The sequence below is a fragment of the Streptomyces daqingensis genome, from assembly GCF_014645895.1.
Lineage (GTDB): Bacteria > Actinomycetota > Actinomycetes > Streptomycetales > Streptomycetaceae > Streptomyces > Streptomyces daqingensis.
Window position 1 is genome coordinate 186,117 of the sequence record NZ_BMMP01000003.1, and the last position, 26,917, is coordinate 213,033.

The 26,917-nt window shown below is 74.0% G+C and carries 27 protein-coding genes and 1 tRNA gene; 9 read left to right on the forward strand and 19 right to left on the reverse strand.

Annotated elements, in window-relative coordinates; translation table 11 throughout:
• Positions 1-23: 23 nt before the first annotated feature.
• From IEY56_RS05870 to IEY56_RS05885, 4 genes are all read right to left on the reverse strand, one after another.
• The gene (locus IEY56_RS05870) at positions 24-812 is read right to left on the reverse strand and encodes an IclR family transcriptional regulator (protein WP_189036003.1); all 789 of its coding nucleotides are present in this window, start codon (positions 810-812) and stop codon (positions 24-26) included.
• A 121-nt stretch (positions 813-933) separates the two neighbouring features.
• Positions 934-1,266 carry a MazG-like family protein gene (locus IEY56_RS05875; protein WP_189036004.1) on the reverse strand — a complete coding sequence of 111 codons (333 nt, stop codon included), beginning with the start codon at positions 1,264-1,266 and terminating at the stop codon, positions 934-936.
• Between the two features lie 182 nt (positions 1,267-1,448).
• On the reverse strand, positions 1,449-1,937 hold the full coding sequence (locus IEY56_RS05880) for a VOC family protein (protein ID WP_189036005.1): 489 nt from the start codon (positions 1,935-1,937) through the stop codon (positions 1,449-1,451).
• A 212-nt stretch (positions 1,938-2,149) separates the two neighbouring features.
• A complete protein-coding gene (locus IEY56_RS05885; RefSeq protein WP_189036006.1) occupies positions 2,150-2,353 on the reverse strand; it encodes a hypothetical protein in 204 nt (67 codons plus the stop codon).
• 153 nt (positions 2,354-2,506) lie between these two features.
• Between IEY56_RS05885 and IEY56_RS05890 the strand changes: the two genes are divergently transcribed.
• Entirely contained in the window at positions 2,507-3,235 is a 729-nt protein-coding gene (locus IEY56_RS05890) for a lysoplasmalogenase (RefSeq protein ID WP_189036007.1), read from the forward strand.
• Between the two features lie 93 nt (positions 3,236-3,328).
• Here the strand turns inward: IEY56_RS05890 and IEY56_RS05895 are convergent, their stop codons facing one another.
• The 6 genes from IEY56_RS05895 to crtI all read right to left on the reverse strand — a co-directional run bounded on the left by IEY56_RS05895 (position 3,329) and on the right by crtI (position 11,472).
• Entirely contained in the window at positions 3,329-4,804 is a 1,476-nt protein-coding gene (locus IEY56_RS05895; protein ID WP_189036008.1) for a cryptochrome/photolyase family protein, read from the reverse strand.
• Between the two features lie 78 nt (positions 4,805-4,882).
• Complete coding sequence (locus IEY56_RS05900; RefSeq protein WP_189036009.1) at positions 4,883-6,448, reverse strand: FAD-dependent oxidoreductase; 1,566 nt, start codon at positions 6,446-6,448, stop codon at positions 4,883-4,885.
• Positions 6,445-7,830 carry a lycopene cyclase family protein gene (locus IEY56_RS05905; RefSeq protein ID WP_189036010.1) on the reverse strand — a complete coding sequence of 462 codons (1,386 nt, stop codon included), beginning with the start codon at positions 7,828-7,830 and terminating at the stop codon, positions 6,445-6,447. Before IEY56_RS05905 ends, IEY56_RS05900 begins: the two co-directional genes overlap by 4 nt.
• Positions 7,827-8,828 (reverse strand): Rieske (2Fe-2S) protein, encoded by a 1,002-nt coding sequence (locus IEY56_RS05910; protein ID WP_189036236.1) that lies wholly within the window; start codon positions 8,826-8,828, stop codon positions 7,827-7,829. The genes IEY56_RS05905 and IEY56_RS05910 overlap by 4 nt, the downstream gene beginning before the upstream one ends.
• A gap of 11 nt (positions 8,829-8,839) precedes the next feature.
• On the reverse strand, positions 8,840-9,916 hold the full coding sequence (locus IEY56_RS05915; RefSeq protein ID WP_189036011.1) for a phytoene/squalene synthase family protein: 1,077 nt from the start codon (positions 9,914-9,916) through the stop codon (positions 8,840-8,842).
• The gene (gene crtI, locus IEY56_RS05920) at positions 9,913-11,472 is read right to left on the reverse strand and encodes a phytoene desaturase family protein (protein ID WP_189036012.1); all 1,560 of its coding nucleotides are present in this window, start codon (positions 11,470-11,472) and stop codon (positions 9,913-9,915) included. The genes IEY56_RS05915 and crtI overlap by 4 nt, the downstream gene beginning before the upstream one ends.
• A 447-nt stretch (positions 11,473-11,919) precedes the next feature.
• Here crtI and IEY56_RS05925 point away from each other — a divergent pair, with 447 nt between their 5' ends.
• The 4 genes from IEY56_RS05925 to IEY56_RS28290 all read left to right on the forward strand — a co-directional run bounded on the left by IEY56_RS05925 (position 11,920) and on the right by IEY56_RS28290 (position 16,010).
• Complete coding sequence (locus IEY56_RS05925) at positions 11,920-12,312, forward strand: DUF2267 domain-containing protein (protein WP_189036013.1); 393 nt, start codon at positions 11,920-11,922, stop codon at positions 12,310-12,312.
• A 223-nt stretch (positions 12,313-12,535) separates the two neighbouring features.
• Positions 12,536-13,762, forward strand: coding sequence for an FUSC family protein (locus IEY56_RS05930; RefSeq protein ID WP_189036014.1), 1,227 nt, complete (start codon positions 12,536-12,538; stop codon positions 13,760-13,762).
• 279 nt (positions 13,763-14,041) lie between these two features.
• Positions 14,042-15,478: a GntP family permease gene (locus IEY56_RS05935; RefSeq protein WP_189036015.1), complete on the forward strand. Its 1,437-nt coding sequence runs from the start codon at positions 14,042-14,044 to the stop codon at positions 15,476-15,478.
• 238 nt (positions 15,479-15,716) lie between these two features.
• On the forward strand, positions 15,717-16,010 hold the full coding sequence (locus IEY56_RS28290; RefSeq protein ID WP_229711645.1) for a hypothetical protein: 294 nt from the start codon (positions 15,717-15,719) through the stop codon (positions 16,008-16,010).
• Between the two features lie 288 nt (positions 16,011-16,298).
• Here IEY56_RS28290 and IEY56_RS05945 read toward each other — a convergent pair whose 3' ends face one another.
• From IEY56_RS05945 to selD, 7 genes are all read right to left on the reverse strand, one after another.
• Positions 16,299-16,775 carry a hypothetical protein gene (locus IEY56_RS05945; RefSeq protein WP_189036016.1) on the reverse strand — a complete coding sequence of 159 codons (477 nt, stop codon included), beginning with the start codon at positions 16,773-16,775 and terminating at the stop codon, positions 16,299-16,301.
• 117 nt (positions 16,776-16,892) lie between these two features.
• On the reverse strand, positions 16,893-17,075 hold the full coding sequence (locus IEY56_RS05950) for a hypothetical protein (protein ID WP_189036017.1): 183 nt from the start codon (positions 17,073-17,075) through the stop codon (positions 16,893-16,895).
• Positions 17,075-18,016, reverse strand: coding sequence for a peptidoglycan-binding domain-containing protein (locus IEY56_RS05955; RefSeq protein WP_189036018.1), 942 nt, complete (start codon positions 18,014-18,016; stop codon positions 17,075-17,077). The genes IEY56_RS05950 and IEY56_RS05955 overlap by 1 nt, the downstream gene beginning before the upstream one ends.
• Entirely contained in the window at positions 18,016-18,540 is a 525-nt protein-coding gene (locus tag IEY56_RS05960) for a hypothetical protein (protein WP_189036019.1), read from the reverse strand. Before IEY56_RS05960 ends, IEY56_RS05955 begins: the two co-directional genes overlap by 1 nt.
• The gene (locus IEY56_RS05965) at positions 18,528-19,082 is read right to left on the reverse strand and encodes a MauE/DoxX family redox-associated membrane protein (protein ID WP_189036020.1); all 555 of its coding nucleotides are present in this window, start codon (positions 19,080-19,082) and stop codon (positions 18,528-18,530) included. Before IEY56_RS05965 ends, IEY56_RS05960 begins: the two co-directional genes overlap by 13 nt.
• Positions 19,083-19,086: 4 nt before the next feature.
• Complete coding sequence (locus IEY56_RS05970; protein WP_189036021.1) at positions 19,087-19,791, reverse strand: hypothetical protein; 705 nt, start codon at positions 19,789-19,791, stop codon at positions 19,087-19,089.
• Between the two features lie 65 nt (positions 19,792-19,856).
• The gene (gene selD / locus IEY56_RS05975; protein ID WP_189036022.1) at positions 19,857-20,900 is read right to left on the reverse strand and encodes a selenide, water dikinase SelD; all 1,044 of its coding nucleotides are present in this window, start codon (positions 20,898-20,900) and stop codon (positions 19,857-19,859) included.
• Between the two features lie 190 nt (positions 20,901-21,090).
• On the opposite strand from selD, the gene IEY56_RS05980 reads away from it, so the two are divergent.
• From IEY56_RS05980 to selB, 3 genes are all read left to right on the forward strand, one after another.
• Positions 21,091-21,184 (forward strand) — tRNA-Sec (locus IEY56_RS05980).
• Between the two features lie 10 nt (positions 21,185-21,194).
• The gene (gene selA, locus IEY56_RS05985) at positions 21,195-22,496 is read left to right on the forward strand and encodes an L-seryl-tRNA(Sec) selenium transferase (protein ID WP_189036023.1); all 1,302 of its coding nucleotides are present in this window, start codon (positions 21,195-21,197) and stop codon (positions 22,494-22,496) included.
• A gap of 1 nt (position 22,497) precedes the next feature.
• On the forward strand, positions 22,498-24,315 hold the full coding sequence (gene selB, locus IEY56_RS05990) for a selenocysteine-specific translation elongation factor (protein ID WP_189036024.1): 1,818 nt from the start codon (positions 22,498-22,500) through the stop codon (positions 24,313-24,315).
• A 136-nt stretch (positions 24,316-24,451) separates the two neighbouring features.
• Here the strand turns inward: selB and IEY56_RS05995 are convergent, their stop codons facing one another.
• Positions 24,452-25,222 carry a M15 family metallopeptidase gene (locus IEY56_RS05995; protein WP_189036025.1) on the reverse strand — a complete coding sequence of 257 codons (771 nt, stop codon included), beginning with the start codon at positions 25,220-25,222 and terminating at the stop codon, positions 24,452-24,454.
• A 343-nt stretch (positions 25,223-25,565) separates the two neighbouring features.
• On the opposite strand from IEY56_RS05995, the gene IEY56_RS06000 reads away from it, so the two are divergent.
• Positions 25,566-25,781 carry an EF-hand domain-containing protein gene (locus tag IEY56_RS06000; protein WP_373292044.1) on the forward strand — a complete coding sequence of 72 codons (216 nt, stop codon included), beginning with the start codon at positions 25,566-25,568 and terminating at the stop codon, positions 25,779-25,781.
• Between the two features lie 390 nt (positions 25,782-26,171).
• Here IEY56_RS06000 and IEY56_RS06005 read toward each other — a convergent pair whose 3' ends face one another.
• Positions 26,172-26,687, reverse strand: coding sequence for a hypothetical protein (locus IEY56_RS06005; protein ID WP_189036027.1), 516 nt, complete (start codon positions 26,685-26,687; stop codon positions 26,172-26,174).
• Between the last annotated feature and the right edge of the window lie 230 nt (positions 26,688-26,917).

The following is a 26,917-nucleotide window of genomic DNA, read 5'->3' on the forward strand; positions in this document are numbered from 1 at the left end:
GCCCCACGTGCCGACGTGTGCTCTCAGCGCCGGGAACGGGCGGGCGGCGCCGGTGACGGCGCGCCGAGGCTGCGCGAGATGCCCGAGGCGGCCACCTGCACCAGCGGGACCAGCGTGTGCGCCTCGACGGCGTCCACGTGCGCGACGACGGACACCGCCGCGACGACCTCGGCCCCCGTCCCGTGCACGGGGGCGGCCACCGAGACGCTGTCCATGGTGACCTGCCGCTCGCAGACGGCGACGCCGGTCCTCCGCACCTCCGCCAGGGCCTGGCGCAGCCGCCCCGCGTCGCACTCGGTGCGCTCGGTGTAGCGGGCCGGGGGCTGGGCCAGGACGCTCTCCTGGACCTCCGCCGGAGCGTGGGCCAGCAGCACGCGCCCCACGCCCGTCGGGGTCAGCGCGAACCGTCCGCCCACGCGGGTGAGCACGGGCACCGATCCGCGGCCCGCCAGCCGCTCCACGTAAACGACGGAGAGTTCCTCGCGCACAGCGAGCTGGACGTTCTCGCCCGTGACGCGGGCGAGGTCCGACAGGTACGGCAGCGCGGTCTCCCGCAGGCCCAGACCTCGCGGCGCGAGGGCCGCGACCTCCCACAGGCGCAGCCCGATCCGGTAACCGCCGTCCGGGGACCTCTCCAGGGCGCCCCACTCGGCCAGTTCGTTCACCAGCCGGTGCGCCGTGGTGAGCGGCAGCTGGGAGAGGCGGGAGATCTCGGTGAGGGTGAGCACCGGTTCCGCCGCGGAGAACACCTCCAGCACGCGGAGGGCCCTGCTGGTCACCGAGCCCGTGCCGGTACGGCCGCTGACTTCCATTCGGCGCTCCTTCGCAACGAGGCTTCCGCCCCGGCGAACCTAGGCAGGGGGTACGGGCACGTCAACGGCACGGCGGAGCGGGCCGTACGGCTGCGACGCGGCCGGCCCGCCGTCGCCCGCCTCAGTCCACGGCGTCGGAGGCGGAGGGGAGCGAACGGAGCGCTACCTGGCGGATCTTCCGGTCGAGCGCCGCCGCCGGGTCGTCCGTGAAGCGGTGCAGAGCGACGGCGGCGGTGAGGATGACGTCGCACAGCTCGTCCGCGACGTCCGAGGCAGCGTGGGTGCGGCCCTTGCGGGGGTTCTGACCGGTCGTGCCGATGTACGCCTGCATCACCTCGCCCGTCTCCTCGCCCAGCTTCAGCAGGCGCGCCGCCGTCTCCTGCTCGCCGCGGCCGTTCGCGGCGTCCAGCCAGTCGACCAGGCGGCGGACGGTGGCCCACTGCTCTGGGGTCATCGGTCTCGTCCTCTCGGGGCGGAGCGGGGCGGAGCGGGGCGGCCCCGGCGCACCGGGGGCGGGCTGCACGAGCATAGAGGCGCGGGACCGGGCCCGGCCCGGTCCCGCGCCTTCGTCCCCCGGCTGGGGGCTCCGCATCTGCCCTGTGCCGCCGGCCCCGCGCGCGGGACCGGCGCCGGAGGTCAACTCACCGGCGCGGCCTCACCGTTGTAGGCGTCCTCAAGGCCCTTGACGTCGATCTTCCCCATCCCGAGCATCGCCTTCATGACGCGTGCCGACCGCGCGGGGTCCGGGTCCCTCAGCAGGTCGGGGAGCGCCCGGGGGACGACCTGCCACGAGAGGCCGAACCTGTCCTTCAGCCATCCGCACGGGCCCTCCGAGCCGCCCTCGCCGAGCTTCGCCCAGTACATGTCGACCTCGTCCTGGTCGGCGCAGTCCACGTAGAGCGAGACCGCCTCGTTGAAGTGGAACTCCGGGCCGCCGTTGAGCGCGATGTAGCGCTGCCCCGCCAGCTCGAAGGAGATCGTCATGACCGTGCCGGGCTCGCCGGGCCCGGCCTCCCCGTAGCGCTGGACGTCGAGTACCCGCGAGTCGGGGAAGACGGACGTGTAGTGCCGCACCGCCTCTTCCGCCTGGTCGTCGAACCACAGGTGCGTAGTGATCTTCTGCATGTACCTCTCCTTGGCCGCCGTGCCCGTACCGTCTCGAAGCCGTCCGAGGAAGCCGTCCGGGGAAAGCCGTCCCGGATTCCGTTGTGCATCGCGTCTGAATCCGTCCCGGATCCGTTCCGCGTGTCCCGAGGGAGCGGACTCGTCGCTGCGCCGTTTCTCATCACGGACGTGCCGGACCGGCCGCCGCCGTCCCGTCCACCGTCCTCGGGCCGTCACCGCCAGGAGTCGGGGCCGCCGCCGCGCCACTCGATCAGGTTCGGGTCGTCGAGCTGGATCTCGTCGTCGCTCAGGCCCGCGTGCCGCAGGAATTCGGCGACGTCCTCCAGGCGGTACGCCACGCCGAGTTGCTCGGCGTGCGCCGTCACCCGCCTGCCGCCCTTTTCCGACGGTGGATGCACGACGATCGGAGGTGTCATGCCCTCCAGGCTGCTCCCGACGCCGGGGCTTCGCATCCCGGCGGGCTTCTCCCACGCGCGGTACGGGCGGCGACGGCGCCCGTCGCCGCCCGCCCGTCCGGGTGATGCGGGCCCTGTTGACCGGCTGTGAGCGGGGGCTGGAGACTTCCCGCCATGACGATCACCAGACGTCCCGCACGGCAGAGAATCCTCGGCGCCGCCAGAGCCGCCGCCTCGCGGGCAGGCCGACCCGACGGCGGGGGCCGCAGCTCACTCGTCGCGTTCGGCGCGCTGGCCGCCGCCGACCTCGCTGCCGTCGCGGGAGGGCGGCCGCGCGGGATGAGCCGCGCCGCGAAACCGCTGCTGATGCCGGCGCTCGCCTCGTACGCGCTGCGCCGCCGCACAGGGCAGGACGCGGAGGTGCCCAAGACCCTGCTCGCCGGGCTCGCCTGCGCGACGGCGGGCGACACCGCGCTCCTCTTCGACGAGCACGAACCGGCGTTCCTGCTCGGCATGGCGGCCTTCCTGGGCACCCAGGTCAGCTACACGGCCGGATACGCCCGGCTCGGAGCGCTCCGCGGGATACGCCGCAAGCCGTGGCCGGCCGTCGGCTGCCTCGCCGGATGGGCCGCGGCGAACGCCCTGCTCGGGCCGTCGCTGGACAAGCGGCTGCGCGTCCCCGTGGCCGGTTACAGCCTCGCCCTCGCGCTGATGGGCGCCGCGGCGATAGGCGTGGGGGGCCGGGTCGGGGCGGGCGCCGGCGCTTTTCTCGGGTCGGACCTGCTGATCGGGCTGCAGGCCGCGGGCCATGAACTGCCGTCGCAGGAGACGCTGATCATGGCCGGATACCTCCTCGGCCAGTACCTCATCGTCACCGGCTGGCTGGACCGCCGGGACGGCTGACCCGGACCGCCGCCGTGCCTGCCCCTCACGCCGGGCGGGCGCGCGGCGCGGACGGCGTGTGCGCGCAAGGCGGAGTGCGCGGACGGCGGCGGATCAGGGCCGCTTCCGGTTGCGTTCGCGTGCCACGACCTCGTCCAGGTCGTCGATGCGGTCCAGGTTCCGCAGCTGGGGCGCCAGCCGCCAGTTGTCCGCGAGCCGCTCCTCGTTGCGGGCGAGGAACCACCAGTATCCGGCCGTGTACGGGCACGCGTCGTCACCGGTGCGGGACTTGGGACGGTAGACGCAGTCCTGGCAGAAGTCGCTCATCCGGTTGATGTAGGCGCCGCCGGCCGCGTAGGGCTTCGTGGTGATCCGGCCGCCGTCCGCGTACTGGGACATGCCGATGACGTTGGTGGCCATGACCCATTCGTAGCCGTCGACGAAGCAGCGGTGGAACCAGTCGCTGACGGCCGCCGGGTGCCAGCCGCGCTGCAAGGCGTAGTTGCCGAGGACCATCAGCCGCGGGATGTGGTGCGTCCAGCCCTGGTCGCGTACGTCGCGGAGCACGCTGGAGAGGCAGTGCGCCCGGACGCTGTCGGCGTCCAGTTCCGCGAACCACTGCGGCAGCCTGCGCCTGGCACGCAGCGCGTTGCTCCGTGCGTAGGCGCGCCCGAAGTGCCAGTAGGTGTGCCACATGTAGTCGCGCCAGCCGATCAGCTGCCTGACGTACCCCTCGGCGCTGCGCAGCGGGACGCGGCCCTCGCGCCACGCGGTCTCCGCGGCGGCCGCGCACTCGACGGGGTCCAGCAGCCCGAGGTTCATCGCCGCCGAGAGCAGGCTGTGGCTCATGGCGGGGTCACCCGAGAGCATGGCGTCCTCGTACGGACCGAAGTCGGCGAGCCGGTGCTCGACGAAGTGGGCCAGCGCCGCCAGGGCCTCGGCGCGGGTGGCGGGGAAGCGCCGCGGGCCGTCGCGGCCGACGAAGGAGACCTCCCCGTCCGCTTCGGCCGCGTCCAGGTCGGCGCGGACCTCCTCGTCGATCTCGTCCTCCTCCGGGCGGTAGGGCCCGGGCAGCGGAAGCCGCCCGTCACGGGGCGGGGGTTCGCGGTTCTCCTTGTCGAGGTTCCACTTGCCGCCGGCCGGCGCGTCGTCACCGTCGACGAGGGTGCCCGTCAGCACGCGGGCCCTGCGGTAGAAGGACTCCATCAGCAGCGAGTCCCGCCCGCCGGCCCACTCCTCGAACTCCTCGCGGGAGGTGGCGAATCCACGGGAAGGCAGCACCGTCACCCCGTCGAGGCCGCGCACGAAGGCGGCCGCCGCACGGGACGTCGGCCCGCACACGCTCAGGGGCTCCTTCACACGGCCGAGGGCCTGACGGTAGGTGTCCGTGCGCAGGAAGACGGCCTGCTCGCCGAGTTCGGCGGCCCGGTGGCGCAGCGCCGACAGCAGCAGGTGCGCCTTCTGCCGGTGGAAGCGGCGGCGGCGCAGCACCGCCCGCGACTCGATGAGGAGGACCGGCTGGTCCCCGCGGTCGAGGAAGTGCGGGCCGAGCTGGTCCGCGAAGCACCAGCGCCGTTCTGCGTCTGCCATCCGTCCACAGTGCGGCAGCTTTCCGGCCGCCGCACCCGCGGGTTGAGCCGCACGCGGGGCGGTTCCTCGCCCGGTGCGTCACGCCAGGCGGGCGAGGAGCCGCAGCGCCGCCGAACGGCCCGCCACGGGCACGGACCAGAGGTCGTGCCCCCGCACTCCCCACGTCTCCAGCAGCGCGTTGGCGGCCTGGAACCCCGTCGTCGCGGCGCGTTCCATCAGCGCGACCGGCAGCTCGGTGCGGACCGCGTCGCCGGCGACGGCGAGCCGGGGATGGCTCGTCCGCACGCCGGGCCTGTGCGGATATCCGCCGACGGGGAAGTGCGGGCAGTCCGCGCGCCATTCGTGGCGTACGTCGAGGACCGCGGCCCGCGCCGTCTCGGGATAGATCCGCCGCAGCTCCCGCACCATGCGCGCTTCGACGGCGCCCCGGTCGCAGCCTTCGGGCACCGCGTAGGCGTGGAGCTCCACGACGGAGCCGCCGGTGCGCGCCGCCCAGCGGGCCGCCTCGCCCTCCCACCGCTCGAGGACGCTGACGTTGTCGACGGGGCCGTAGCCGCTCGTACCGAGGAAACCGGGCCGCCTGGAGTGGACGGGGCGGTCCAGCCAGTAGCGGGAGACGAGGAAGGGCGGGGCCTGGCGGAGCCGGGCGATGCCCGCACGCCAGTCGCGGTGTCCGAGGCCGGGCGAGGCGTCCACGAGGCTTCGCAGCCCGCCGCTGTCGGGCGCGAGGACGGCGGCGTCGTAGTGCGCCTCCTCGCGGCGGCCGCCCCCGGCGGGGGAGGACGTCACGGTGAAGCCCTCGCCGTCGGGCGATACGGAGTGCACGCGCCGTCGGGTGCGGACCGTCACGCCGAGGGCTTCGAGGTGGCGGGCGAGGGGCTCCCACAGGGCGGCTGGGAACGGCTCGCCGGGGACGTCGAAGAGCAGGCCCTCGGCCGACCCCAGGAAGTAGATGTGGAACATCAGCACCAGTTCGGCGGCGGAGAGTTCACGCGGATCGGCGAAGAAGCTGCGGGAGAAGACCTCGAACGCGAGATCGCGTGCCTCCTCCGGGAAGCGCACCCTGTCCAGGAAGTCGGCGGCGCTGACGCCGTCGAGCCGCCGGTAGACGTGCGGCACCCGTACGTCGAGGAGCGCGAGCGCCGCACGGGGGCTCAGGCCCGCCATGGCGGAGAGCGAGAAGGCGGGGCTGCGCGCCACGAAGCCCAGCAGGTTCCACGGGGGCGTACGCGGCACCCGCCGGAAGCTCTCGCGGGCACCTCCGGCCCGCTGCAGAAGGTAGTCGTCGAGGGGGACGAACGCGGCGGCCCCGTGGCCCCGGAGCAACAGAGCGCGCAGGTTGTAGTACTGCCGGAAGAAGGCGTGGAACCCGCGGCTCATCGTCACGGAGGTGCCGTCGGACAGCCGGTCGGGCCAGCCTTCGAGTCGTCCGCCCAGCGACGCGCGCCGCTCCAGCAGGTCGACGCGTACTCCCCGTTCGGCCAGTGCGGTCGCCGCCGCGATGCCGGCGATGCCGCCGCCGACGACCGCCGCGTGCGGCACCGGCCGGCCCGCACGTGCGGCGCCCGGCGCGGCCGGCCACAGGACGGCGCGCCTGTCGCGCACGTGGACGGGCCGCCGCTGCCCCGCCGCCGCACGTCTCATTCCCGGTCCTCCCCTGTCTCGCAGGCCCGGGCGTGCTCGGCCCCGGCGTGCTCGTTTCCGGCGGACGGAGCGCCCGGTCCGCACCCCGGCGGGGCGGGCACCGCGGGCATGACGGGCAGGGGCGGGCCTGAGCGGCGCGGGACGAAAGGGAGTTCGGCCAGCGTCCTCACCATCGGCGCGGCAGGCGTGCGGAGCCCGATCGCCCACTCCTCGGCCAGGGTCGAGCGTCCGTCGAGGAAACGCACCACGCTCTCCAGGGAGTTGCGGCGGAAGAGGCCGGTGAAGAACGCGGCCCCGTCGACGCGTCCGGCCGCGAGAGCCCGCAGCAGCACCGCGTCCATGCCGCGGTGGCGCATGCGGTGCGGGTCAGGCGGCACCGGTGAGCGTCCCGCGCGCAGGGACGCCGCGACGTGCCGGGTCTGACGCTGGAGCGCCGCGAAGGTGTAGCCCGTCGCGGGCCGTGTGGCTCCGCCGGCGCCTCCGATGCGCAGCACGCGTCTGCCCGGGCGGCGGGGGAAGCGCCCGTCCGTCATGGGGATGACGCCCTGCTCGGTGCCGGTCACGGCGTACGGGCCGAGACCGGTCTCCTCGGCGTAGCGGCGCAGGGCGCGGTCGTAGGCGTCCGACGGCAGCAGCGAGGGCGAGAAGACCGTGTACTCGACGAGGGCCGCGTCGGCCGCGAGCGGCAGCACGTACACGAACGCGAGCCCCTGGTGCGGTTGTCCGGTGCGGAAGTCCATCAACCGGGCCGTGGAGGCGTCGAAACGGGGGCTGGGGGTCCGCAGGAACCAGCCGCGGAAGTGCTGCAGCAGCGTGGTGCGGGCGGGCGGCAGCCGGCGGGGCGGACGGGAGTCGAAGACCCACCTGCCGCGTACGCGGAACGGCCTGCCGCCCGCGTCCACGGCGGCGGCCTCGGCGCCGCCCGGCACGTCATAGGTCGCGTGGACCGTCCCCGCCACCCGCCGTACGCGTCCCGACGCGGCCAGACGGGCCTCCAGCCGGCGCGTGTAGTCCGAGGAGCGGAGCATCTTGTACGCCGCAGCGCAGGTGCCGGCCGTCGTGTCCCCGTCGGCGCCCGTCACCGACATACGCCTCCAGGAGGCGGTGACCAGCTCGTCGAACTCGCCCGCGCCCTCCTCCCAGAAGCACCACGTGCGCGCCGGGCTGCTCACCGGCCCGGGAGGCGGTTCGACGAGCAGCACCTCGGGCGCACTCCGTGCCGCGGCCCTGCGACCTGCCCGGCCCGCCGCCTCCCGGGCGGGGGCGACCAGGCGCCAGGCCAGTGACAGTCCGGCGGCCCCGGCGCCCACCACCACGACGTCGGCCTCCTGCGCCGGGCCCGCCGCCCGGACCCGGCGCGCGTCCCGCCCGGGCGCCGTCATCCCGGGAACCGGCCCTCGGCGCGCAGCCGGCAGCGCCGTTCCGCGTAGGCGAGGTCGTCGCGCCACAGCCGCGCGGCGGCACGCCGCACCAGCGGCCGCAGCAGCGGCGCCATGCGGCGCGCGGCGGTGAAGCCCCGCCGGTCCGAGGTGGCGAGCACCGCCTCGACGACGGCCGTCCGCGGCCGCGGGTCCCCGGGCGGCGTGAGTGGCGTCGCGTGGGTCTCCACCACGGACGACGCCCCCTCCCCGTCGAGGATGTGCATCACGACGGTCCGCGGCTCCGGAGCCGTGAACGCGGCGCGGACGGGGACCCCGGTCCGGGCGGGCAGCCGGTAGGCGACGTCGACGACGAAGCGGTCGCCGTCCCGCGGGTCGGGCTCCTCCACCACCGTGAGGCGGGTGAAGGCGTAGGGGTGGAACCAGGAGCCGTGCCACGGGTCGAGGCGGTTGGCGACGACGTCCTCCGGTTCGCACCGGCCCACCTGCGTGGTCACCGCGTCGAGGGTGCGGCCGGGCCGGGGCCGGGCGGGCAGCACCGGCGCGGGCGTGGGCTCCTCGCCGCCGGCGCGGTCGAGGCGCACCCAGGCCAGGACGCCGTCGTCGTATGCGGGGAAGGGCTGCCAGCCGCCCATGCCGCGCTCGTCCAGGGCGAGACCGTGCCAGCGGCACACCAGGCGTCCTCCGCACAGCGCGCTCTCCCACAGCGGCGCCCCCAGGTGGGGGCAGGCCCCGGGCGCGACCGCCAGCTCCCCGGCGGCGTTGCGCCACGCCACCAGCTCGACGCCCGCGACGGTACGGCCCCTGGGGCGGCCCGCCGGGACGTCCCGCGAGGCGCCGATCACGTACCAGTTGCCCGAGGGCCGGTTGACGGCCCTCTTCAGCGCGTCGGCGATGACGGAGGGCCTGGCCGCCTGCCAGGTGGGCGGCTGCCGTTCCCAGGGCGGTACGGAGAGCGGGCGGACGAGCGCCGTCCTGCTCTCGCCGCGGGCGCTTCGGATCTGACCGCCGCTCACGACATCACCCTCGTTCCGGGAGCGTCGCCGTCCCCGTCGCCGCTCCTCCCGCCGTCGCTCCCGGGCGCCGGTGCGGCGGACGGCGCCTGGAGCGCTGGTGCGCCGCTCCACGGCGGCGGCGCCGGCAGCGGGGCCTGCAGCGCGTGCCGGGTGCGCAGCGCGGCGATCCTGGCGAGTGCGGGCAGCACCGCGCGCGCTCTGCGGCCGCGCGGGACGACGGTGCGCCGGTGAATGATCGCGTAGTCCGCCTTCTCGATCTCGTCGAGGATCGCCCGGTAGAGCACCAGTGCCGTCCCCACGCACGGCCGGGAGACGGGATGGAGCATGGGGACGCCGAGGGCGGCGTGCCCGTAGACGCCCCGGGTGGTGGCGCTGAAGTCGCGCAGCGCGGCGCGTACCCGCGCGTCGGTGCGGCGGTGGAGCCGGCACCAGCGCAGCAGGCCCAGGTCGACGCCGTGCGCGGCGAGCAGGTCCTGCGGGAGGTAGACGCGGTCGCGGTCCAGGTCCTCGCCCACGTCCCGCAGGAAGTTCGTCAACTGGAAGGCCAGGCCGAGGGATTCGGCGTGCGGTTCGGCTTCCGGCCCGGGAACGACGGTGCCGAGGACGGGAAGGACCTCCAGCCCGATCACGGCGGCCGAACCGTAGGTGTAGCCGCGCAGCTCCTCGAAGGTGCCGTACTCGGTGACGTGCAGGTCCATCCGCATGGACTGCATGAACGCGGTGAAGTAGCGGGGGTCGATGCCGTACCGGAGGACGGTGTCGGAGAGCGCCGCCACGACGGGGTGGCTGCTGTGCCCGATGCGCAGCGCCGACTGCAGCTCCGCGTCCAGCCGCATGAGGCGGGCGCCCCGCTCCTCCGCGGTGAGGGCCGGGTCGGGGGCGTCGACGATGTCGTCGGCCCAGCGCGCGAACCCGTACAGCGCGTGGATCGCCGGGCGCTGGACGGGCGTCAGCAGCCTCGTGGCGAGGAAGTACGTCTTCCCGTGGCCGGAGTTGAGGTCGCGGCACCGCGAGTAGGCGGAGCGCAGCGCCGGGTCCCCGATGCCCGCGGCGGTCAGCTCGCGCGACGTCATCGGGCGCCCGCCTTCCGGGGGCCGGCCGCCGTCGGGGTGGCCGGTGCCGGCACCGCGGGGCTCGTCGGCGCGCGGTGGTGGACGCCGGTGACGCGGGCCGCGGCCAGCTTCCCCGAGATGACGACGGTGGGGACGCCGACGCCGGGAGTGGTGCCACAGCCGGCGAGTACGACGTTGTCCCAGCCGGCGGGCAGGTTGCGCGTCCGGAAGGGGCCCGTCTGCGCGAAGGTGTGCGCGGCGGAGAAGGGGGTGCCCGCCGCGTGGTGCTGCGCGGCCCAGTCGGCGGGTGTCACGAGGCGGTCGACCTCCAGGTCCTCCCCGAAGCCGTCCAGGCCGCGGCTGCGCAGCACGGACACCAGGCTGTCGCGGTAACGGGGCGCGATGGCGGGCCAGTTGTGGGGCCCCGTCGCGAGGTTGGGGCAGGGGGCCAGAACGTAGTGCAGGTGGCGGCCCTCCGGAGCGAGGGACGCGTCGGTGCGGGTCGGGCTGGTGATCAGCAGCGAGGGGTCGCTCATCAGCTCCCCGGAGCGCGTCAGCTGACGGAACGTGCGGTGCCAGGCGCTGCCGAAGGACAGGGTGTGGTGCGCGAGACCGGGCCAGTGGCGCTTCCCTCCCGTGTGCAGCACGACGGCTGACGGCGCGTAGCGCAGCGGCACCACGCGCCGTGGCGCCCCGCCCAGCAAGCGGTGCGCCACGGGCAGGTCGCAGGTGAGTACCAGCGCGTCGCAGGAGAAGCGCTCACCGTCCGCCGTCCGCACGGAGGACGCCCGCCCGGACGCCGAGCGTTCGACTGCCGTGACGGTCGCGCCGTAGCGGAACGTGACGCCGGCCTGCCGCGCCGCGGCGGCCATGCCCCGGGGCACTGCGTGCATGCCGCCGCGGGGGAAGTGCACGCCGGCGACGGTGTCCATGTAGGCGATGACGGCGTAGGCGGCGAGGGCCCGGTGCGGCGGTACCCCGGCGTAGAGCGCCTGGAACGAGAAGATCCGGCGCAGCCGCTCGTCCTGCACGAAACGCGCGACCCGCCCGTACCAGGTGCCGAACCCGCCCAGGGCGGCCAGCCGAGCCAGGTCGGCCGTCAGCAGGCCGAGCGGGGAGTCGAAGTTGGCGTCGATGAAGGACCGCATCTGCGCCCGGTAGACCTGCTCCAGCCACTGCCGCAGCTGCCGGTAGCCCTCCGCCTCCTTGCCGCCCGCCGCCCGGCGGACCTCGGCCTCCATCGCCTCGGCGTCGGTGTGGACGTCGATGTGGGTGCCGTCCGCGAAGCGTCCGCGGTACGCGGGATGCAGCGGCACCAACTCGATGTGGTCGGACATCCGCGATCCGGCGGCGGCCATGGCCTCCTCGACGAGGTGCGGCATGGTCAGCACGGTCGGCCCGGTGTCGAGGCTGTAGCCGCCGAGTTCGACGCGCCCGGCCCGCCCGCCGGGCTGGTCCGCGCGCTCCAGCACCGTCACGCTCCGGCCCGCGCCCGCGAGGTGCAGCGCCGCCGAGAGCCCGGACAGGCCCGCGCCGACGATCACGACATGGTCCGTACGTCCGCGCAGCGTTCTCATCGGCGGGCCCCCGCGCGCTTCCCCCGGCCCGGTGGCAGCGGGGGCCGCAGGCCGCGGGGCAGGCGGTAGCGGGGCGGGGAGCCGTGGGGGGCGGCGCAGGGAGATCCGGTGGGTTGATGCCTCACGACGACTCCTTCCCAGCGGGGACGCTGGAGACGACAGGCCGGGCTCCGTCCGGCGCACCGCCCGGCCGCGAGAGCCAGCGCGCGGCCCGCGGAGAGCCGGAGCGGGGACAGGAGTCCACCGTGGCTCCTGGTGCGGGGGAGGCCCGCCGATGGCGCGCCGGTGGGCGGGTGAAACGAGTGAGGTGCGCATCGGCCGGTCCGCCGCGTCCCGCTCCCGCACGTCACGCACACGGGTGAGCCGGACGCGGCGGGGCGTGAGCGGGGGAGCGGAGGGAACCCGGCCGCCCGCGACGCAGTGGGTCCCGGGAGAAGGAGGGTCGCCATGAGGCACGACGAGTTCCTCGCCAAGATGCGCGAGCGCGGCGAGTACCACGGCCAGGAGGAGGCCGAGGAGGTCACCGCGTCCGTCCTCCGTGTGCTCGCTTCCCGCATCACGAGCAGCGAGGCGGAGGACCTGGCCGCCCAGCTCCCCGAACCGCTGGACCGGCAGCTGATCGACGGCGCCGGGACGCAGGCAGGGATATTCGGCGTCGAGGAGTTCCTCCGGCGGGTGGGCCGCCTCACCGGCGCACGGCCGCGGACCGCCGAGTGGGACGCCAGCGCCGTGCTCTCCACGCTCGCGGAGGCGGTCTCCGGCGGAGAGCTGAACCAGGTCCTCAGCCAGCTTCCGTCCGGCTTCGCGCCCCTGTTCGGCAAACCGGAGCTCAGTGGCTAGTCCGGAGCTCAGCGGCTAGTCCGGAGCTCAGCGGCTAGTCCGGAGCCGGCGCCCGCCGCGGAAGCCGTGCGGACCGGGCGCCCCCGGAAGGACGGCCGCACCGACCGCTCCCGGCGGCAGCCGGGCAGTGCGCCCTCGCCTTGTCGCCTTGTTCCCTGCCGCCACGGACCTCACGGATCTCACGGACCCCACGGACCCCTCCACTGACCGGGAAGGGCAGCGCGTGCCGGATCTTCCCCAGTCTTTCGCCGACCTCGCCCGGCGCCGCCACGACCCCGCAGTCGTACAGACGGTCCGGTCCACCGCCGCAGCCGTCCTCAGCTACCTCGCCGCCCTCTGGCTGAGCGACGCGAAGGTGCCCCTGCTCGCGCCCCTCACCACGCTGCTCGTCGTCCAGGTCACGCTCTACGCGACTCTCACCCGCGGCATCCGCAGGGTGAACGCCGTCGTCGCAGGGGTGCTGGTGGCCGTCGGGTTCAGCTCCCTCGTCGGGTTGAGCTGGTGGTCGCTGGGGGTGCTCATCCTCGCGTCGCTGTCGGTCGGCCACCTCGTCCGGGTGAAGGAGTTCGTCCCCGAGGTGGCCATCAGCGCGATGCTGGTCCTGGGCGTCAGCGTGACGCGTGTGGCGGACACGGCACTGGACCGCGTACTGGAGACGGTGATCGGCGCGGTCGTGGGGCTCCTCTTCAACGTCTTCTTCGTGCCGCCGGTGTGGACCGAGAGCGCGGGGGAGTCCATCGAGGACCTCGGGGCCAGGCTCCGCCACCTGCTGCGTCTCATCGGCGAGGAGCTCGACAGCCACCGGCCGGTCGAGGACGCGGCGGGCCGGCTCGCGGAAGCCCGCCGGCTCGACCACGACGTCACGGAGGTGGACGCGGCCCTCGTCCAGGCCGAGGAGAGCCTGAAGCTCAACCCGCGGGTCAAGGAGGGCCTGCTGTCCCGCGTGGTCCTGCGCACCGGCCTGGACACCCTGGAGATCTGCGCGGTCGTCCTGCGTGTCATGGCCAGGACGTTCACGGACCTGGCCCGTACCCACAAGACGCAGCGCCTCGTCACCGAGGAGGAGTCCGCCGTCCTCGGCGAGGTGTACTCCCATCTGGACGGGGCGATGCGGGCCTTCACCGTGCTGGTCACCACCGACGTCAGCTCACAGGCGGACACCGCGGAGGCCCGGCTGGTCGAAGAGCTGTCCGGCGCGCACCTCGCCCGGGACCGGCTCGCGCTGCTTCTGCTGGAGCGCGTACGGCGCGACCCGGAGCAGTGGCAGCTGCGCGGAGCGCTGCTCGCCCAGATCGACCGCATCCTCGACGAGCTGTCCGTCGAGAACCGCTCCCAGCGCCTCGCGGAGGAGCTCGACCGCTACACCCGCGAGCAGTCCCCCAGGCTGGCCCGGATCGCGCAGGCCATCCCGTTCCGCGGCCGCCCGAGCCGCCGCCGCAGGGAGAGCTGACCAGGAGAGCCGACGGCGGGAGCCGGCCGGGGGCCGAGCGCGTCCGCGGGCCTCGCGCCGTGCGCTCCCCTGCCTGGTCGGGGCCGGACCCCTGCCGGGTATGCCCGTCATGCCCGCTCTCGGAGGCGCCTTCTTCCGGCCCCGAGCGATCAATGGCGCACGACCCCTTCCCTAGGCACCCGGCGGGGCAGCACAGTGCCCAGTCACGACGGTCCGCGCGCAGTCCAGTGGCGTGCGGGCGTCACGAACTCGCGACGCCGGAATGGGAGCCCCCTGCACATGGAAGCGATCGAGCCGGCATACGGCACCGCCACGCTGCTGCTGATAGCGGCGGGGGCGGTGGCCCTGCTGCTGTTCCTGATCATGAAAGTGAAGCTGCACGCCTTCATCGCCCTGGTCCTCGTCAGTGTGATCACGGCAGTGGCGGTCGGCTTCCCCCTGGCCGACGTGCCCGACGCGCTGATGTACGGCTTCGCGGACACGATCGGCCCCGTGGCCCTGCTCGTGGCGTTCGGCGTCATGCTGGGCCGGCTTCTCGAGGTCACCGGGGGCGCGCAGGCGCTCGCGGACACGCTCATCACCCGGTTCGGGGAGAAGCGCGCACCGCTGGCCCTCGGCGTGGCGTCCCTGCTGTTCGGCTTCCCGATCTTCTTCGACGCCGGGCTGGTCATCTTCCTGCCGATCATCCTCACCGTGGCGCGGCGCTTCGGCGGCTCGCTGCTGTACTACGCGCTGCCCGCCGCGGGCGCCTTCGCAGCGATGCACGCCATCGTGCCGCCGCACCCGGGACCCGTGGCGGCCGCGGAGGCCCTCGGCGGCAGCATCGCCGTGACGATGCTCGTGGGCATCCCCGTGGCCGTGGTCGCCTGGTACGCCGGCGTCATGCCCGTCGCGCGCTACCTCGGAGCCCGCATCCAGGTCTCCGTACCGGAGGTGCTGTTCGGCGAGATCAACGACGGCCGGGACGACTCGGACGCGGACGGGACCGACGGCCCGGAGGGCGAGGGCGGAGGGAAGGGGAGCGCCCGGCGGGCCCCCGCCTTCGGCACGGTGCTGCTCCTGCTGCTCCTGCCGCTCGTGCTCATCTCCCTGGGCACGGTCATGGAGACCCTCGTCACCGCGAAGAGCGTCGACAAGGACGCCGCGTGGGTCGCGTTCCTGGGGCTCCTCGGCGACACCCCGGTGGCCCTCATGGTCACCGTTCTCGTCGCGATCGTGGTGCTCGGCCGCCCCCGCGCGTCGCTGCCGCAGATCACGAAGCTCCTGGACGAGGCGCTCGGACCGGTCTGCTCGATCATCCTGATCACGGGTGCGGGCGGCATGTTCGGCGGAATCCTCGAACTCAGCGGCATCGGGGACGCGTTGAGCGGCTCGCTCGCGGGTCTCGGGATGCCCCTGATCGTCCAGGCGTTCATCATCTCGACGCTGCTGAGGGTCGCCCAGGGCTCCGCGACGGTCGCCCTCACCACCACGGCCGGGCTGATCAGCGGGGCTGTCGGGGAGGCGAACCTGGGCGACTTCCAGATCGCTCTCCTCGTCGTCGCGGTCGCCGCGGGCGCCACCGTGCTCTCCCACGTCAACGACTCCGGCTTCTGGCTCGTCAGCCGCTTCTTCGGGATGGACGAGAAGACGACGCTGAAGACGTGGACCGTGATGGAGACGACGCTCGGCGTGGCGGCGTTCGTCGTCGCGGCGGCGCTGTGGACGGTGACTTAGGGCGCTCCGGGCGCGGGGGCTTCGAGGCCCGCGCGCCCGGCACCGCCCGCGCAGGGCCCCTCGGGCGGAATCGGCCGGGACGGGCCCTGGCGCAGGCGTGCGGGACCGTGGGACGGTTCGGGCGCATGGGCAACTCCGTGGCGTATCCCGTTCTCCGGACCACCGATGCGACTTCGGCTTACACCCGAGCCGTCCGCCTGCGGGGCCTGTTGGCGAAGTGTGACGGCGAGGTGCGCTCATGGCCGACCTGCGGACCGTCGCAGACGTCCGGCGCATGGCCGTGGTCCTGCCGGAGGCGCACTTCGACTACGCGGGCTTCACGCGTGTCGGTCCGGCGGGTGAGCGTCTCCGGTTCGACCTCGACGAGACGGCGGCGGACGACACCACGCTGGAGCGGCACCTGCCTCCGCACGTCATGGCGGACGTCACGCCAGGGAGCGTGGAGGGACTCTTCGTCAGGGCTCTCGGCCGAGGCATGGCCACCGTCGAACGGGCGGGCCTGTGGCCGGACGAACAGGAATCGAGCCTCTAGAGGATCAAGCAGTACGACGGCGTCCACGTCATCTTCCACGGCGATCACAATGACTGGGGCGAGGGGGCCGAACACCACACCGTCTTCGTACACGTGGGGGAGGCCGGTGACCTGCCCCGGGTTCGAAAGCTCGCCGCGTACATCGGCAGTGAGGTTCTGGGCGAGCCGCAGACCGGATGGTGACCACCGTCCGATCCCTCGACAGCCCGCAGACGTCTGTGCGACAGAGGGAAGATCCGCCGGTCTCGGCGCGCTCCGGGCGCGGTCCCATGAGCCCCGCCCCTCCGGTCAGCCGCCCCACACGGCCGTCCACCCCGTCAACGCGAGGGCCGCGGCGGTCGTCGCGCAGATCGCGACCTTCACCGCGGGCAGACGGTCCGTCAAACGGGCGTCCCAGGCCGCGACGTCGCCCGAGGCCAGCCGTGTGACCGGCGTCAGGGCGCGCCCGAGGGCGAAGCCGGCACCGGCTGCGACCGCCGTCATGACGCCGCCGCCCGTCAGCAGCACCCCCAGCGCGATCACGTAGGGCGCGCTCGCCGAGACGTAGGTGCGCACACCCGTGCCCAGCTCGAAGCCGAACTGCAGCGTGCCGCGCATGAGGGCGCGCTGCAGGACGTCCTGCGGTATCTGCCGGGCGTTCTGCAGCATCGGGAAGCGGAGCACGCCCGCGTCGCGCAGCAGCGCCACCAGGGCCGCCGCGACGATCAGCGCGTGCCGCCACTCCCGGGGGACCGGTGCGAACAGACCGGAGAGCAGCCAGAGCACCGCGGCCGACAGCAGAGCGCCGAGGAGCAGACCCGCGGTGAGGACGGCCAGTACGGTGGCCTGCCGGTGAAGTGCCCGCCAACCTGGCGTGGCCAGCGCGTACGCGCTGTTGCGGGTTCAAACGGAGCCGGAGAGCGAGAACCCGGCGAGGCCGCCGGTGACGGCCCACGTCAGCGCGGGCGAGTAGAGCGCGGCGCAGAGCGCCGCCAGCGCCAGCACGCCGGTCACGGCCGCCGGGTCCGTCGCCCGCTCGCGCCAGACGGCGACCGGGCCGCCGGCCCGCTCCGCGCGTTCGGGCATCAGGCGGAGCCCGTCATGGTGCGCCAGGTCTCGGGGCCGACGATGCCGTCGGCGCCGATCTCGTGCCGGGTCTGGAACTTGGTGACGCCGTCCTCCGTGGCCGGTCCGAACACGCCGTCGACAGCGACGTCGTAGCCGTGCTTCTTCAGCTGCCGCTGTGCTCCGCGCACCGCGTGGTTGCTGTCGCCGTTGCGAACGGTCACCGCCAGCTCGGGCCACGTGGCCGCGTCGACAGTCCCCGAATCCGCGAGTCCGGCGGCGAGTTGGAAGGCCTTGACCTGTGCCTCGGTGTCAGCCCCGAAGATGCCGTCGGCCTCGGTGGAGAAGCCGCCGTGGGTGACCAGGTGCTGCACGGTGTAGACGTCCGGTCCCTTGGCGCCGCTCGCGACCTTCGGCCACGTGACGCTGCCGGGGCAGCCGCAGTCGGTGGTGTAGCGGCAGATGGACTTGACCCAGCCGGACTCGGTGCTGCGGTAGCCGTCGTGGCACCGGCGCTCCGTGCCGCAGCCGCAGGCGCCGCACGCCCCGGTGAAGCGCCACAGCCAGCCGTCGTAGGAGCCGGAATAGCACTGGTTGGGGCGCAGGGTCCACGTCACGCCGTCGTTCTTGTGGAAGCCGGCGTGCTCCCCGCTCTCCTCGCAGGACTCGGCGAACACCGTGCTCGGACCGCAGCCCGGCGAGCAGTCGTGGTCGGACGCGTAGGAGGGGCAGTCGCCGGTCCAGATGTCGTAGCCGTCGGCGTACGCCTCCCGCGTCACGGAGAAGACCCCCAGCGCGGCGAAGCCGACGGCCGTCACGGCCTGCACGAAGCGGCGTCTCGGCAGCGTGAAGCCCGCCGGAGCACGCATGCGTCCCGTCCGGCGGGGCCGGGACGCGGCGGGAGAGCCGGCCGCCGGGGCGCCCGGCTTGCGCAGCATCGGGATCTCGTCGAGAGCGGGCATCAGGAGCTCCTAACCGGGCCGGGAAGTTCGGAATCGAGCAGCTCCAGCAGCGCCGACGAGGAGCCCACCGGCTCCGAGCGCGCCACGCGGCCGGCGGCGTCGACGATCACGGCGTACGGAGTGGCGAGGGCGTCGTACTCCTCGAAGAGGTCCACGCGGCCTGCCAGCACCGGGACCGCGGAGCCCGAGGCGGTGACGGACTGCTCGGCGTACACGGCCCGCACCGCGGGGCCTTCGCCGCCAGCGCGCCCGGCCCAGCCTTCCGCCGCCTCCAGGACCTCGTCGCAGGTGCGGCAGGTGTCGCTGAGGAAGAGCAGGACGGCGGGCCGGCCGGTGCCGGCCAGTTCGCCGATCCTGGGGGCGGGGCGGCCCGGCTCGATGCCCGCGCGGCGCGCGGGCGCGCCCGCGGGGCCCGTCCCGGCCCTGGACAGCTGATGGACCTGGCGGACGAGCCCGGCGACCACGAACGCCAGCAGGGCGATCGCGATCCACGAGGCGAGGAGCGCGCTGGTCACGAAGTCCACGGCGAGGTGTCTCCTTCGGCGGGGTTGTGCAGGGCGAGCGGCAGGATCCACAGCAGCCCGGTGAACGTCACGGCTGCGAGCGCCACCGTGGTCAGCTCGGCGGGGCCGGACGGCAACGGCACGGCCGACCCGGCCAGGACAGCGCCGCCCGCCGCGAGCAGCGCGTAGACGAGCGCGCGGCCCGCCGCCCAGCCGCTGACCGGGATGTCCGCCCGAGAGCATCCGCAGGGGCCGCCGCGGCCGGTGGCCAGGACGTACCGGAGATAGCCCGCGTAGCTGCCGAACAGCACGGCGCTCGCGGCCATCACGGCGACAAGACCCGTCCGGCTGCCGGCCGCCACCGCGGCCAGGCCCGCTGCTCCGAGCAGCCCTTCGGCCGCGGGCACGGCCGCGCTCATGACGGGGACCGCACGGCGGGGCAGCACCCGGTGCTTCCGCAGCGCGTCGCGCAGGGTGCGCGGCCCGGCAACGTGGGAGGCGCAGCCGGTGAGCAGGCTGAACAGCACGATGCCGGCTGCCACGGGGGCGAGGAACGTCGTCATGCGGTCAGTCCGCGAGGCGCAGGGTGAGCCGGCCGACCCGGTCCGGTACGCGCTCGACGTCAGTGTCCGCCAGCGGGACGACGGTCGCCCACACGTCGCGGCTGGACAGCACGAAGAAGGGGCTGCCGTCGGAGAGGGTGTCGCGGTACAGCTCCCCGCTCTCGACCTGGACGCCCTTCCAGGGCGGGAGCTGCGCGGTGTGCTCCGCCGTCACCCTGGACATCTCGACGAGGCCGACGCCCGGGACCTCCTTGATGACGCTCGCCGGACGCGCGAACCTGCTGCCCGCGGCCCGCTCCGGAGCCAAGGCGATGCCCTCGTCGTGTTCGGCGATGTTGAGGGTCCGCAGCATTCCGAGCACGTCGCGCAGGCTCAGCCTGTACAGGCGGGTCACCAGGGAGAACCGCTTGCCCTGCCACACGACCAGCATGGGTTTCTCGACGGTCTTGGTCTGCGCGTCGTACTCGCTCTTGACCGCGGTGCGAAGTGTGCCGCCCTGAAAGGAGAGTTCCGACTCGAACTCGGTGATGCCGAGAGAGGCGGCGATGTCCTCACCGAGCCTGGCCGGTCCTGCGGTCAGCTCCAACAGCCGTCCGCCGACGGTGACTTCGGCGACGGAGGTGGCGGGCAGTTCCAGGTCGAGCGCGGACGCGAGCCGGTATGCGGTGCCGTCGAGGGCGCGATGGTCGACGGTGGCAGTCGATGCCATGTCCCTCCTCTGTGACGATTGTGAGCGGAGGGTAATGAGAGCCGTCAGTGGTTGTCAATGTACTGTCAATTCTCGGTGCTGACCGTGCCCCGTACCACCAGCGGGAAGTCCCCTCGCGGGAGGACCTCGCCGATGACGGGATGCCCCGGCAGCTCGCCCGCGAGGAGCAGCCCGCCGGAGGTCTGGGCGTCGGCCAGCAGCAGCCGGTCGTACCCGGACGCGGATCCGAAGTCCGTGAAGGGCGTGATCCAGTCCAGGTTGCGCCGCGTGCCGCCGCTGACGTAGCCGTCCGCGACGGCCTGCTGAGCGCCCGCGAGCAAGGGCACGGCTGTGGAGTCGACCACGAGCGTCACCTCCGCCGCGCGGGCCATCTTGTAGGCGTGGCCGAGGAGTCCGAACCCCGTGACGTCAGTGCCGGACCTGATGCCGCGCTCCACGGCGGCGCGCGAAGCGTCGCGGTTGAGCGCCGCCATCGTCTCGACCGCCTCCGGGAAGACCGTCCCCGTCGCCTTGTGGCGTGCGTTGAGCACTCCCGTCCCCAGCGGCTTCGTCAACGTCAGCGGAAGACCGGGCGACGCGGCGTCGAGGCGCAGCATCCGCTCCGGGTCGACGATTCCGACGACGGACATGCCGTACTTCGGCTCCAGGTCGTCGACGCTGTGCCCGCCCGCGAGATGGCAACCGGCCGAGTGCGCGACGTGCCGTCCGCCGCTCAGCACCCGGGCGGCCGTCTCCATCGGCAGCTTCTCCCGCGGCCACCCGAGCAGATTCACCGCGGCGACAGGCGTCCCGCCCATCGCGTAGACGTCGGAGAGCGCGTTGGCGGCGGCGATGCGGCCCCAGTCGTACGGGTCGTCGACCACCGGCGTGAAGAAGTCCGCGGTCGTGACGACGGCGCGTTCACCGTCGAGCCGTACGACAGCCGCGTCGTCACCGCCCCCGTCGAGCCCGACGAGCAGCTCCAGCGCCGGATCCACGGCGGAGCCGTGCCCTTGGGACACGGACGCCACCAGCGCGTCCAGCTCGCCCGGCGGAATCTTGCAGGCGCAGCCGCCCCCGTGGGCGAACTGGGTAAGGCGCGGCGGGTTCTCGGATGTCGGGTCGCTCATGGGCGCTCAACCTAATGCCGCCGGCGCCCGCGCGGCAGACGCGTCCCGTTCCGCGTACGACCACGGCGCGCCCGCGCGTCCCGCCTCCGGCGCTCTCTCAACTGCGTCCGGCAGCACGGAGGTCGACCCCGCGCCCGGGGTGCGGGGGCAGCAGGTCAGCGGCTGTGCGGCAGCACCTATACTGCGCGGCGGAGGCGGGTAGGCGCCTGGTGGCCCTCACGGTCTTCAACACCGATGTGGCCGGGAACCCCGGTCAGGCGGGTTCGATTCCCGTACGCCTCCGCGGAGGTCCCGATGGACGACGACAGAAGACGCGTGCCCCGCACCGACGCCGTACTCGCGGACCCGGTGCTCGCCGCCGCGTGCGAACGGCTGGGCAGGCCCCTGGTGAAGGAGGCCGTCACCGCCGCGCTGGGGCTGGTCCGCGACGGCCGCCTGGATGCCGAACTGGCTGCGCAGGCAGCCCTTTCCGCGCTCCCGCCGACAGCCGCCCGGCTGCTGTCGGTCGTCAACGCCACCGGCGTCGTCGTCCACACCAACCTCGGGCGCGCCCCACTGTCATCCGCCGCGCGGGAGGCGCTGGCCGCGGCGGCAGGCTGCACCGACGTCGAGTTCGACCTGGCCACGGGGAGGCGGGGCCCGCGCGGCGGCGGCGCCCTCTCGGCCCTCGCGGACGCGGTGCCCGACGCCGAAGCCGTGCATCTCACCAACAACAACGCCGCGGCTCTGACGCTCGCCGCGACGGCGCTCGCGCGGGACCGGGAGATCGTCGTCAGCCGCGGCGAACTCGTGGAGATCGGCGACGGGTTCAGGATCCCGGAACTCCTGGAGTGCACAGGTGCCCGCCTCCGCGAGGTCGGCACGACGAACCGCACCCATCTCGCCGACTACGCCGCCGCGATCGGCCCCGCCACCGCGTTCGTCCTCAAGGTGCACCCGTCCAACTTCTCGACCACGGGGTTCGTTTCGTCCGTGGACGTCGCGCGGCTCGCCACGCTGGGCGTACCCGTGGTGCACGACATCGGCTCCGGCCTGCTGAAGCCGCACCCCGTCCTGCTGGACGAGCCCGACGCGGCGTCAGCGCTGCGTGCGGGAGCGGACCTCGTCACGGCCAGCGCGGACAAGCTGCTCGGCGGACCGCAGGCGGGCATCGTCCTGGGCCGCGAGGTACTCGTGTCGCGGCTGCGGAGGCACCCCCTCGCCAGGGCCCTCCGCGTGGACAAGCTGGCCCTGGCCGCGCTGGAGGCCACCCTGCGCGGCCCGGCGCCGCCTGTCGAGCGGGCGCTGACCGCGGACCCCGCCCGGCTCCGCGCCCGGGCGGAAAGCGTCGCTCGAGTGCTGCGCGACAAGGGCGTCGACGCCGACGCCACGGCGTGCGAGGCGCGCGTCGGGGGCGGCGGAGCCCCCGCCGCCGTCCTGCCGAGCGCTGCCGTCAGCCTGCCCTCCGGACTGGCCGCGCCCCTGCGGAGGGGCCGTCCCGCGGTGGTGGGGCGACGGCACGGCCGGAGGCTGCTTCTCGACCTCCGAACGGTCCAGCCCGAGGACGACGACGCCCTCGCGGCCGCGGTGCTGGCCGCGCAGCCCGGCAGTTGCTGACGTGCTCGTCGTCGCCACGGCCGGACACGTCGACCACGGCAAGTCCAGCCTGCTCCGCGCCCTCACGGGCAGCGACCCGGACCGCCTCGACGAGGAGCGCAGACGCGGCCTCACCCTCGATCTCGGATTCGTGTGGACCCGGCTGCCCGGCGGGGCACCGGTGGCGTTCGTCGACGTGCCGGGCCACCACCGGTTCATCGCCAACACCCTCGCCGGCATCGCCACCGCGCCCGCCGTCCTGTTCGTCGTGGCGGCTGACGAGGGCTGGAAGCCCCAGTCCGGTGAACACCTCGCGGCTCTCGGCGCGTTCGGGGTCCGCAGCGGCCTGCTCGCCATCACCCGCGCGGACCTCGCCGACGCGGCAGGCGCCCTCGCCGACGCCCGCGAGCACCTCTCGGGCACCGGTCTCGCCTCCATCGAGTCCGTGGCCGTCAGCGCGCGCACGGGCGCCGGGCTCGACACCCTCCGGCAACGCCTGGACGCGCTGCACGCGAGCGGCCCTCCTCCCGACCCCGCCGCGCCCGTCCGGCTGTGGCTGGACCGGGTGTTCACAGCGGACGGAGCGGGCACCGTCGCCACCGGCACCCTGACCGCCGGCCGTCTCGCGGTCGGCGACGAACTCGAACTCGCCCCGCAGGGCAGGCCGGTGACCGTACGGGGACTCCAGTGCCTGGGCGCCGCGACGGAGGAGGTGGCCGCGCCCGCCCGCGTCGCGGTCAACCTGCGCCGCACCCCGCGCGAGGCGGTGAAGCGGGGCAACGCCCTGGTGACGCCCGGCAGTTGGCGGCGGACGGACAGCGTGGACGTACGGCTGGACGCGGACGCGGCGGTGCTGCCCGCCGAACCGCTCGTCCACTGCGGCACGGCCATGACGAGTGCCCGGGTCCGCCCGCTGGGGCGGTCGGCCGCCAGGCTCCGGCTCCGGACGCCGCTGGACCTGCATATCGGCGACCGGCTGCTGATACGCGACCCGGGCTCCCGGCTGCTGACCGGCGCCGTGGTGCTGGACGTCGCGCCGCCGCCGCTGGCTCGCAGGGGCGCGGCGGCAGCACGCGCCGGGCAGTTGGCGACCATGACGGCGAGCACCGAACTGTCCGTGCAGCTACGGCGGTTGGGCATGGCGCGCAGGGACGAGCTGCGGGCGATGGGCGTGCGGATACCCGACGACGGAGCCGCACCGGTACCGGGCGCCGTGCGCGCGCCCGGTACCGCGCCGGGCAGTTCAGAAGGCGTGGTGGCCGTGCGGGACTGGCTGGTCGATCCCGTACACGCGGCCGGGCTGCGGGCGAGGCTCCTGGACGCCGTGAGGGCCTGCGGCATCGCCCGTCCCCTCGAACCGGGCCTCCCCGTGACGGAGGCGCAGCGGGAGCTCGGCCTCCCGGAGCCGGCCCTCGTCGAGGCGCTCGCACTGGGTCAACTGCGCGTGAGCGAAGGGCGGTTGTATACCCGGAGAGACCGGGACCCGCTGCCGCCGGCTGTCGGCGAGGCCGCCCGGGCGCTGCTGGAGGACTTCCGCGCCGCGCCGTTTTGCGCCCCGACCGAAGGGCGCCTGAAGGAACTCGGCCTCTCCCGCGGGACGTTGGCGCTCCTGGTCCGCGAGGGGCGGCTCGCCCGGTACGCCGACGTCTGGCTGCCTCATGACGCGGCCGGTCTGGCGCTGGCCCGACTGCGGAACCTGCGGGCCCCGTTCACGGTAGGTGAGGCGTGCAGGGCGCTGGAGACGAGCAGACGCGTGGCCGTACCGCTGCTGGAACACCTCGACCGGTCAGGCCTGACCCGCAGAGACGCCGCCGGCCGCCGCACGCTCACCGGAGACTGAACTCGCGGGCCCGGACGGCCAGACAGGGGCGGGCCCGATGCGTGTCCGCGCGGACCACGGGGCAGCGGACAGCGGACGTCCGCCCGGTGAGCACCGGGCGGACGTCTGTGAAGGACCCGGGGGACCGGGTCTCAGCTCACATGCCGCAGCTGGGAGCCGACCAGAACCGGCCGTCGCCGCCGGCGACGTGGGTGTGGTCGTCGTGACCCGGGTAGCCCGGGCCGAGGATCTCCGTGAAGCCGTGGTTGCGCGCGGCGAGCGCCAGGGCGCAGAAGCCCTGGGAGCCCGCACCCAGGTCGGCCGCGTGTCCGTACATGTGGCGGCTGTTGGCCGCGCCGCCGACCGCGCTGTTGCAGGAGACGCTGCGGAAGCCGCCGTTGACGGTGATCGGCTTGTCGCCCATCGCGTGCCGCATGGCCTGCAGCTTCCACATGGTGACCAGGGCGTTGGCGCGGGCCGTCGCGGCGCTGACCTTGCCGCCCGACCAGTCGGAGTTGCAGCGGTTCAGCTCGCCCCAGGTGAAGTTCGCGGGGGTGCAGTCGTCGTCCTGCAGCGCGTAGATCTTCTCGAAGGTCTGCGGGCCCGCGACGCCGTCGGCGGAGAGCCCGTACGCCGACTGGAAGCGCGTCACCGCGGCCTTGGTGGCCGGCCCGAACTGGCCGTCGATGGCGAGCTGGCTGCCCGCCCCCGGGTAACCGGCGACCCTGATCTGAAGCTGCCGTACCGCTTCGCCCGACGAGCCTTCACTGAGCGCTCCGTTCCAGGTGTAGCAACCGTCGACGACGGCCGCCTTCGAGGCTGTCGCCGGTGCGGAGCTTGCGTTCGCCGGTACGGCCGCGGGGGACGCGAGCACCAGGCCCGCACCCGCCAGTACCGACAACAGGGCTCTGACAGAACGTGAACTCATGTGGGGTTGCCTCTCCTTGAGCGGTGGCACCGAATGGAAGGCAAGAGAGTGACCGCTTTCACAGTCAGTGTCAAGAACACGTCAAGAACCGGTGAAAAGCGCACGTACGACCGGGTGTCGCTGTTGCCGCGGAACCCGCGCCGGTCATGACATGCGACGCGATCAACATCTCGCCGTCCGGGACGGACTGCGGACGGGACTCTTCCGGCGCGGCCACCGACCACGCCTCTCTCACGGCCTCTTCACGCCCGCACGAGGCCGAATGCCGACCGCGCTGCGGGCGATCGGCGACCAGTAGGATCGCCCGACATCCAACGAGGAAAGGCGAACTCACGTGGTGGACATGAAAGCGGCCGCGCGCAAGGTCTTCGATGCGTACGACCTCGACGGCGACGGGCAGATAACCGCCAAGGAGTACCAGCAGGTCGTCGCCGAGCTGCGCGGCGAGCACCTCACCGACGAGCAGGCGCAGCAGTTCATCGACGTGCTCGACACCGACGGCGACGGCACGATGTCCTTCGAGGAGTTCTGGGCCCCGATGCAGGGCGGCGCCGGCTGACCACAGCGTTCGCCGTCGACCCGCGCGCGGCGCCGGGCGACTGCGGAGACGCCGCTCCGGCGCCTCCGCCGTCGGCGCCGACGCAGTAGTAGTCGCTAGGGGGGTGCTGGCCCCCGGAGTTCTGGTACCGCAGCCGTCCCGACCGTGTTCGCGGAGCGGCGGCAGGCGGTTGCGGGCTCCTCGCGAGAGAACACAGGCTTGCCCTCCACGCGTGACCAGCCGTATGTCTCGCCGCACCGCTCCAGCCCGGCGCCCAGTCGATCTCCCGGCCGCACCGATCGCCGCGCGAAGCTCAGGGCGGGACCCGGTTCCGGTTCCCACGCTCGCGTGCCTCTGCATGAGGAGGCCCTCAGACGGCGAACGCCGTCCGCACCTTCTCCGCGCGGCGCGCTAGGGGCCCTTTCCCGCGAAGGTCTGGCGGCTGCCGCCGTCCCATTCGACGGTGAGCTTCTTTCCGGACCGGACCGCGTCGCCCCCGAGGTCGCTTCTGGCCTTCCCGTTGGGGCACTTGAGCGCCAGCCGGAACGTCTTGCCCGACTCGCGCGCTTCGCCGACGCCGGTGCAGGTGCTGAGGCGGCCGGGACGGTCGTAGGAGACGGCGCTCTTGCCGGCGGCCTTCCCCCGCTCGGCTCTGCCTATCGTCAGCGCCTCCCCGCCGCCCGACTGCCACTTGCCCACGAAGTCCTTCCCGCCGGCACCCGGCTCGGGGGTTCCCGGAGAGCCGTCGCCCTGGGCTCCGTCCGGCTTCCCGTCCCCCGGCCGCTCGCTTGCTTTCCCCTGTGCCGGTGGGGCGTCCCCCTGCGCGTTCGCGCCGCCGGAACCACCGCGGCCCAGCCCCCCGACGAGGAGGTAGGCACCGCTCGCCGCGATCAGCAGCACGACGAAGACGCCGAGGATGAGAACCATCCGCTTCGTCCGCGAACGGGGGGCCCGCCGTGGGCCCCGCCGGGGAGCGCCCCGCCCGGACTCCGGCGGCTCCTCCTCGTACCGGTTCCCATACCCGTACGGCGACGTCTGCGGAGACGACTGCCATCCGGGCTCCGGCAGCGGAGGAAGCTGCTCCGGTGAATCCCAGTATCCGAGCCCGGGGGTCGGCGCCTGTCCGGGCTGGAACTGCCCGGGCGGCCGCCCGGGGA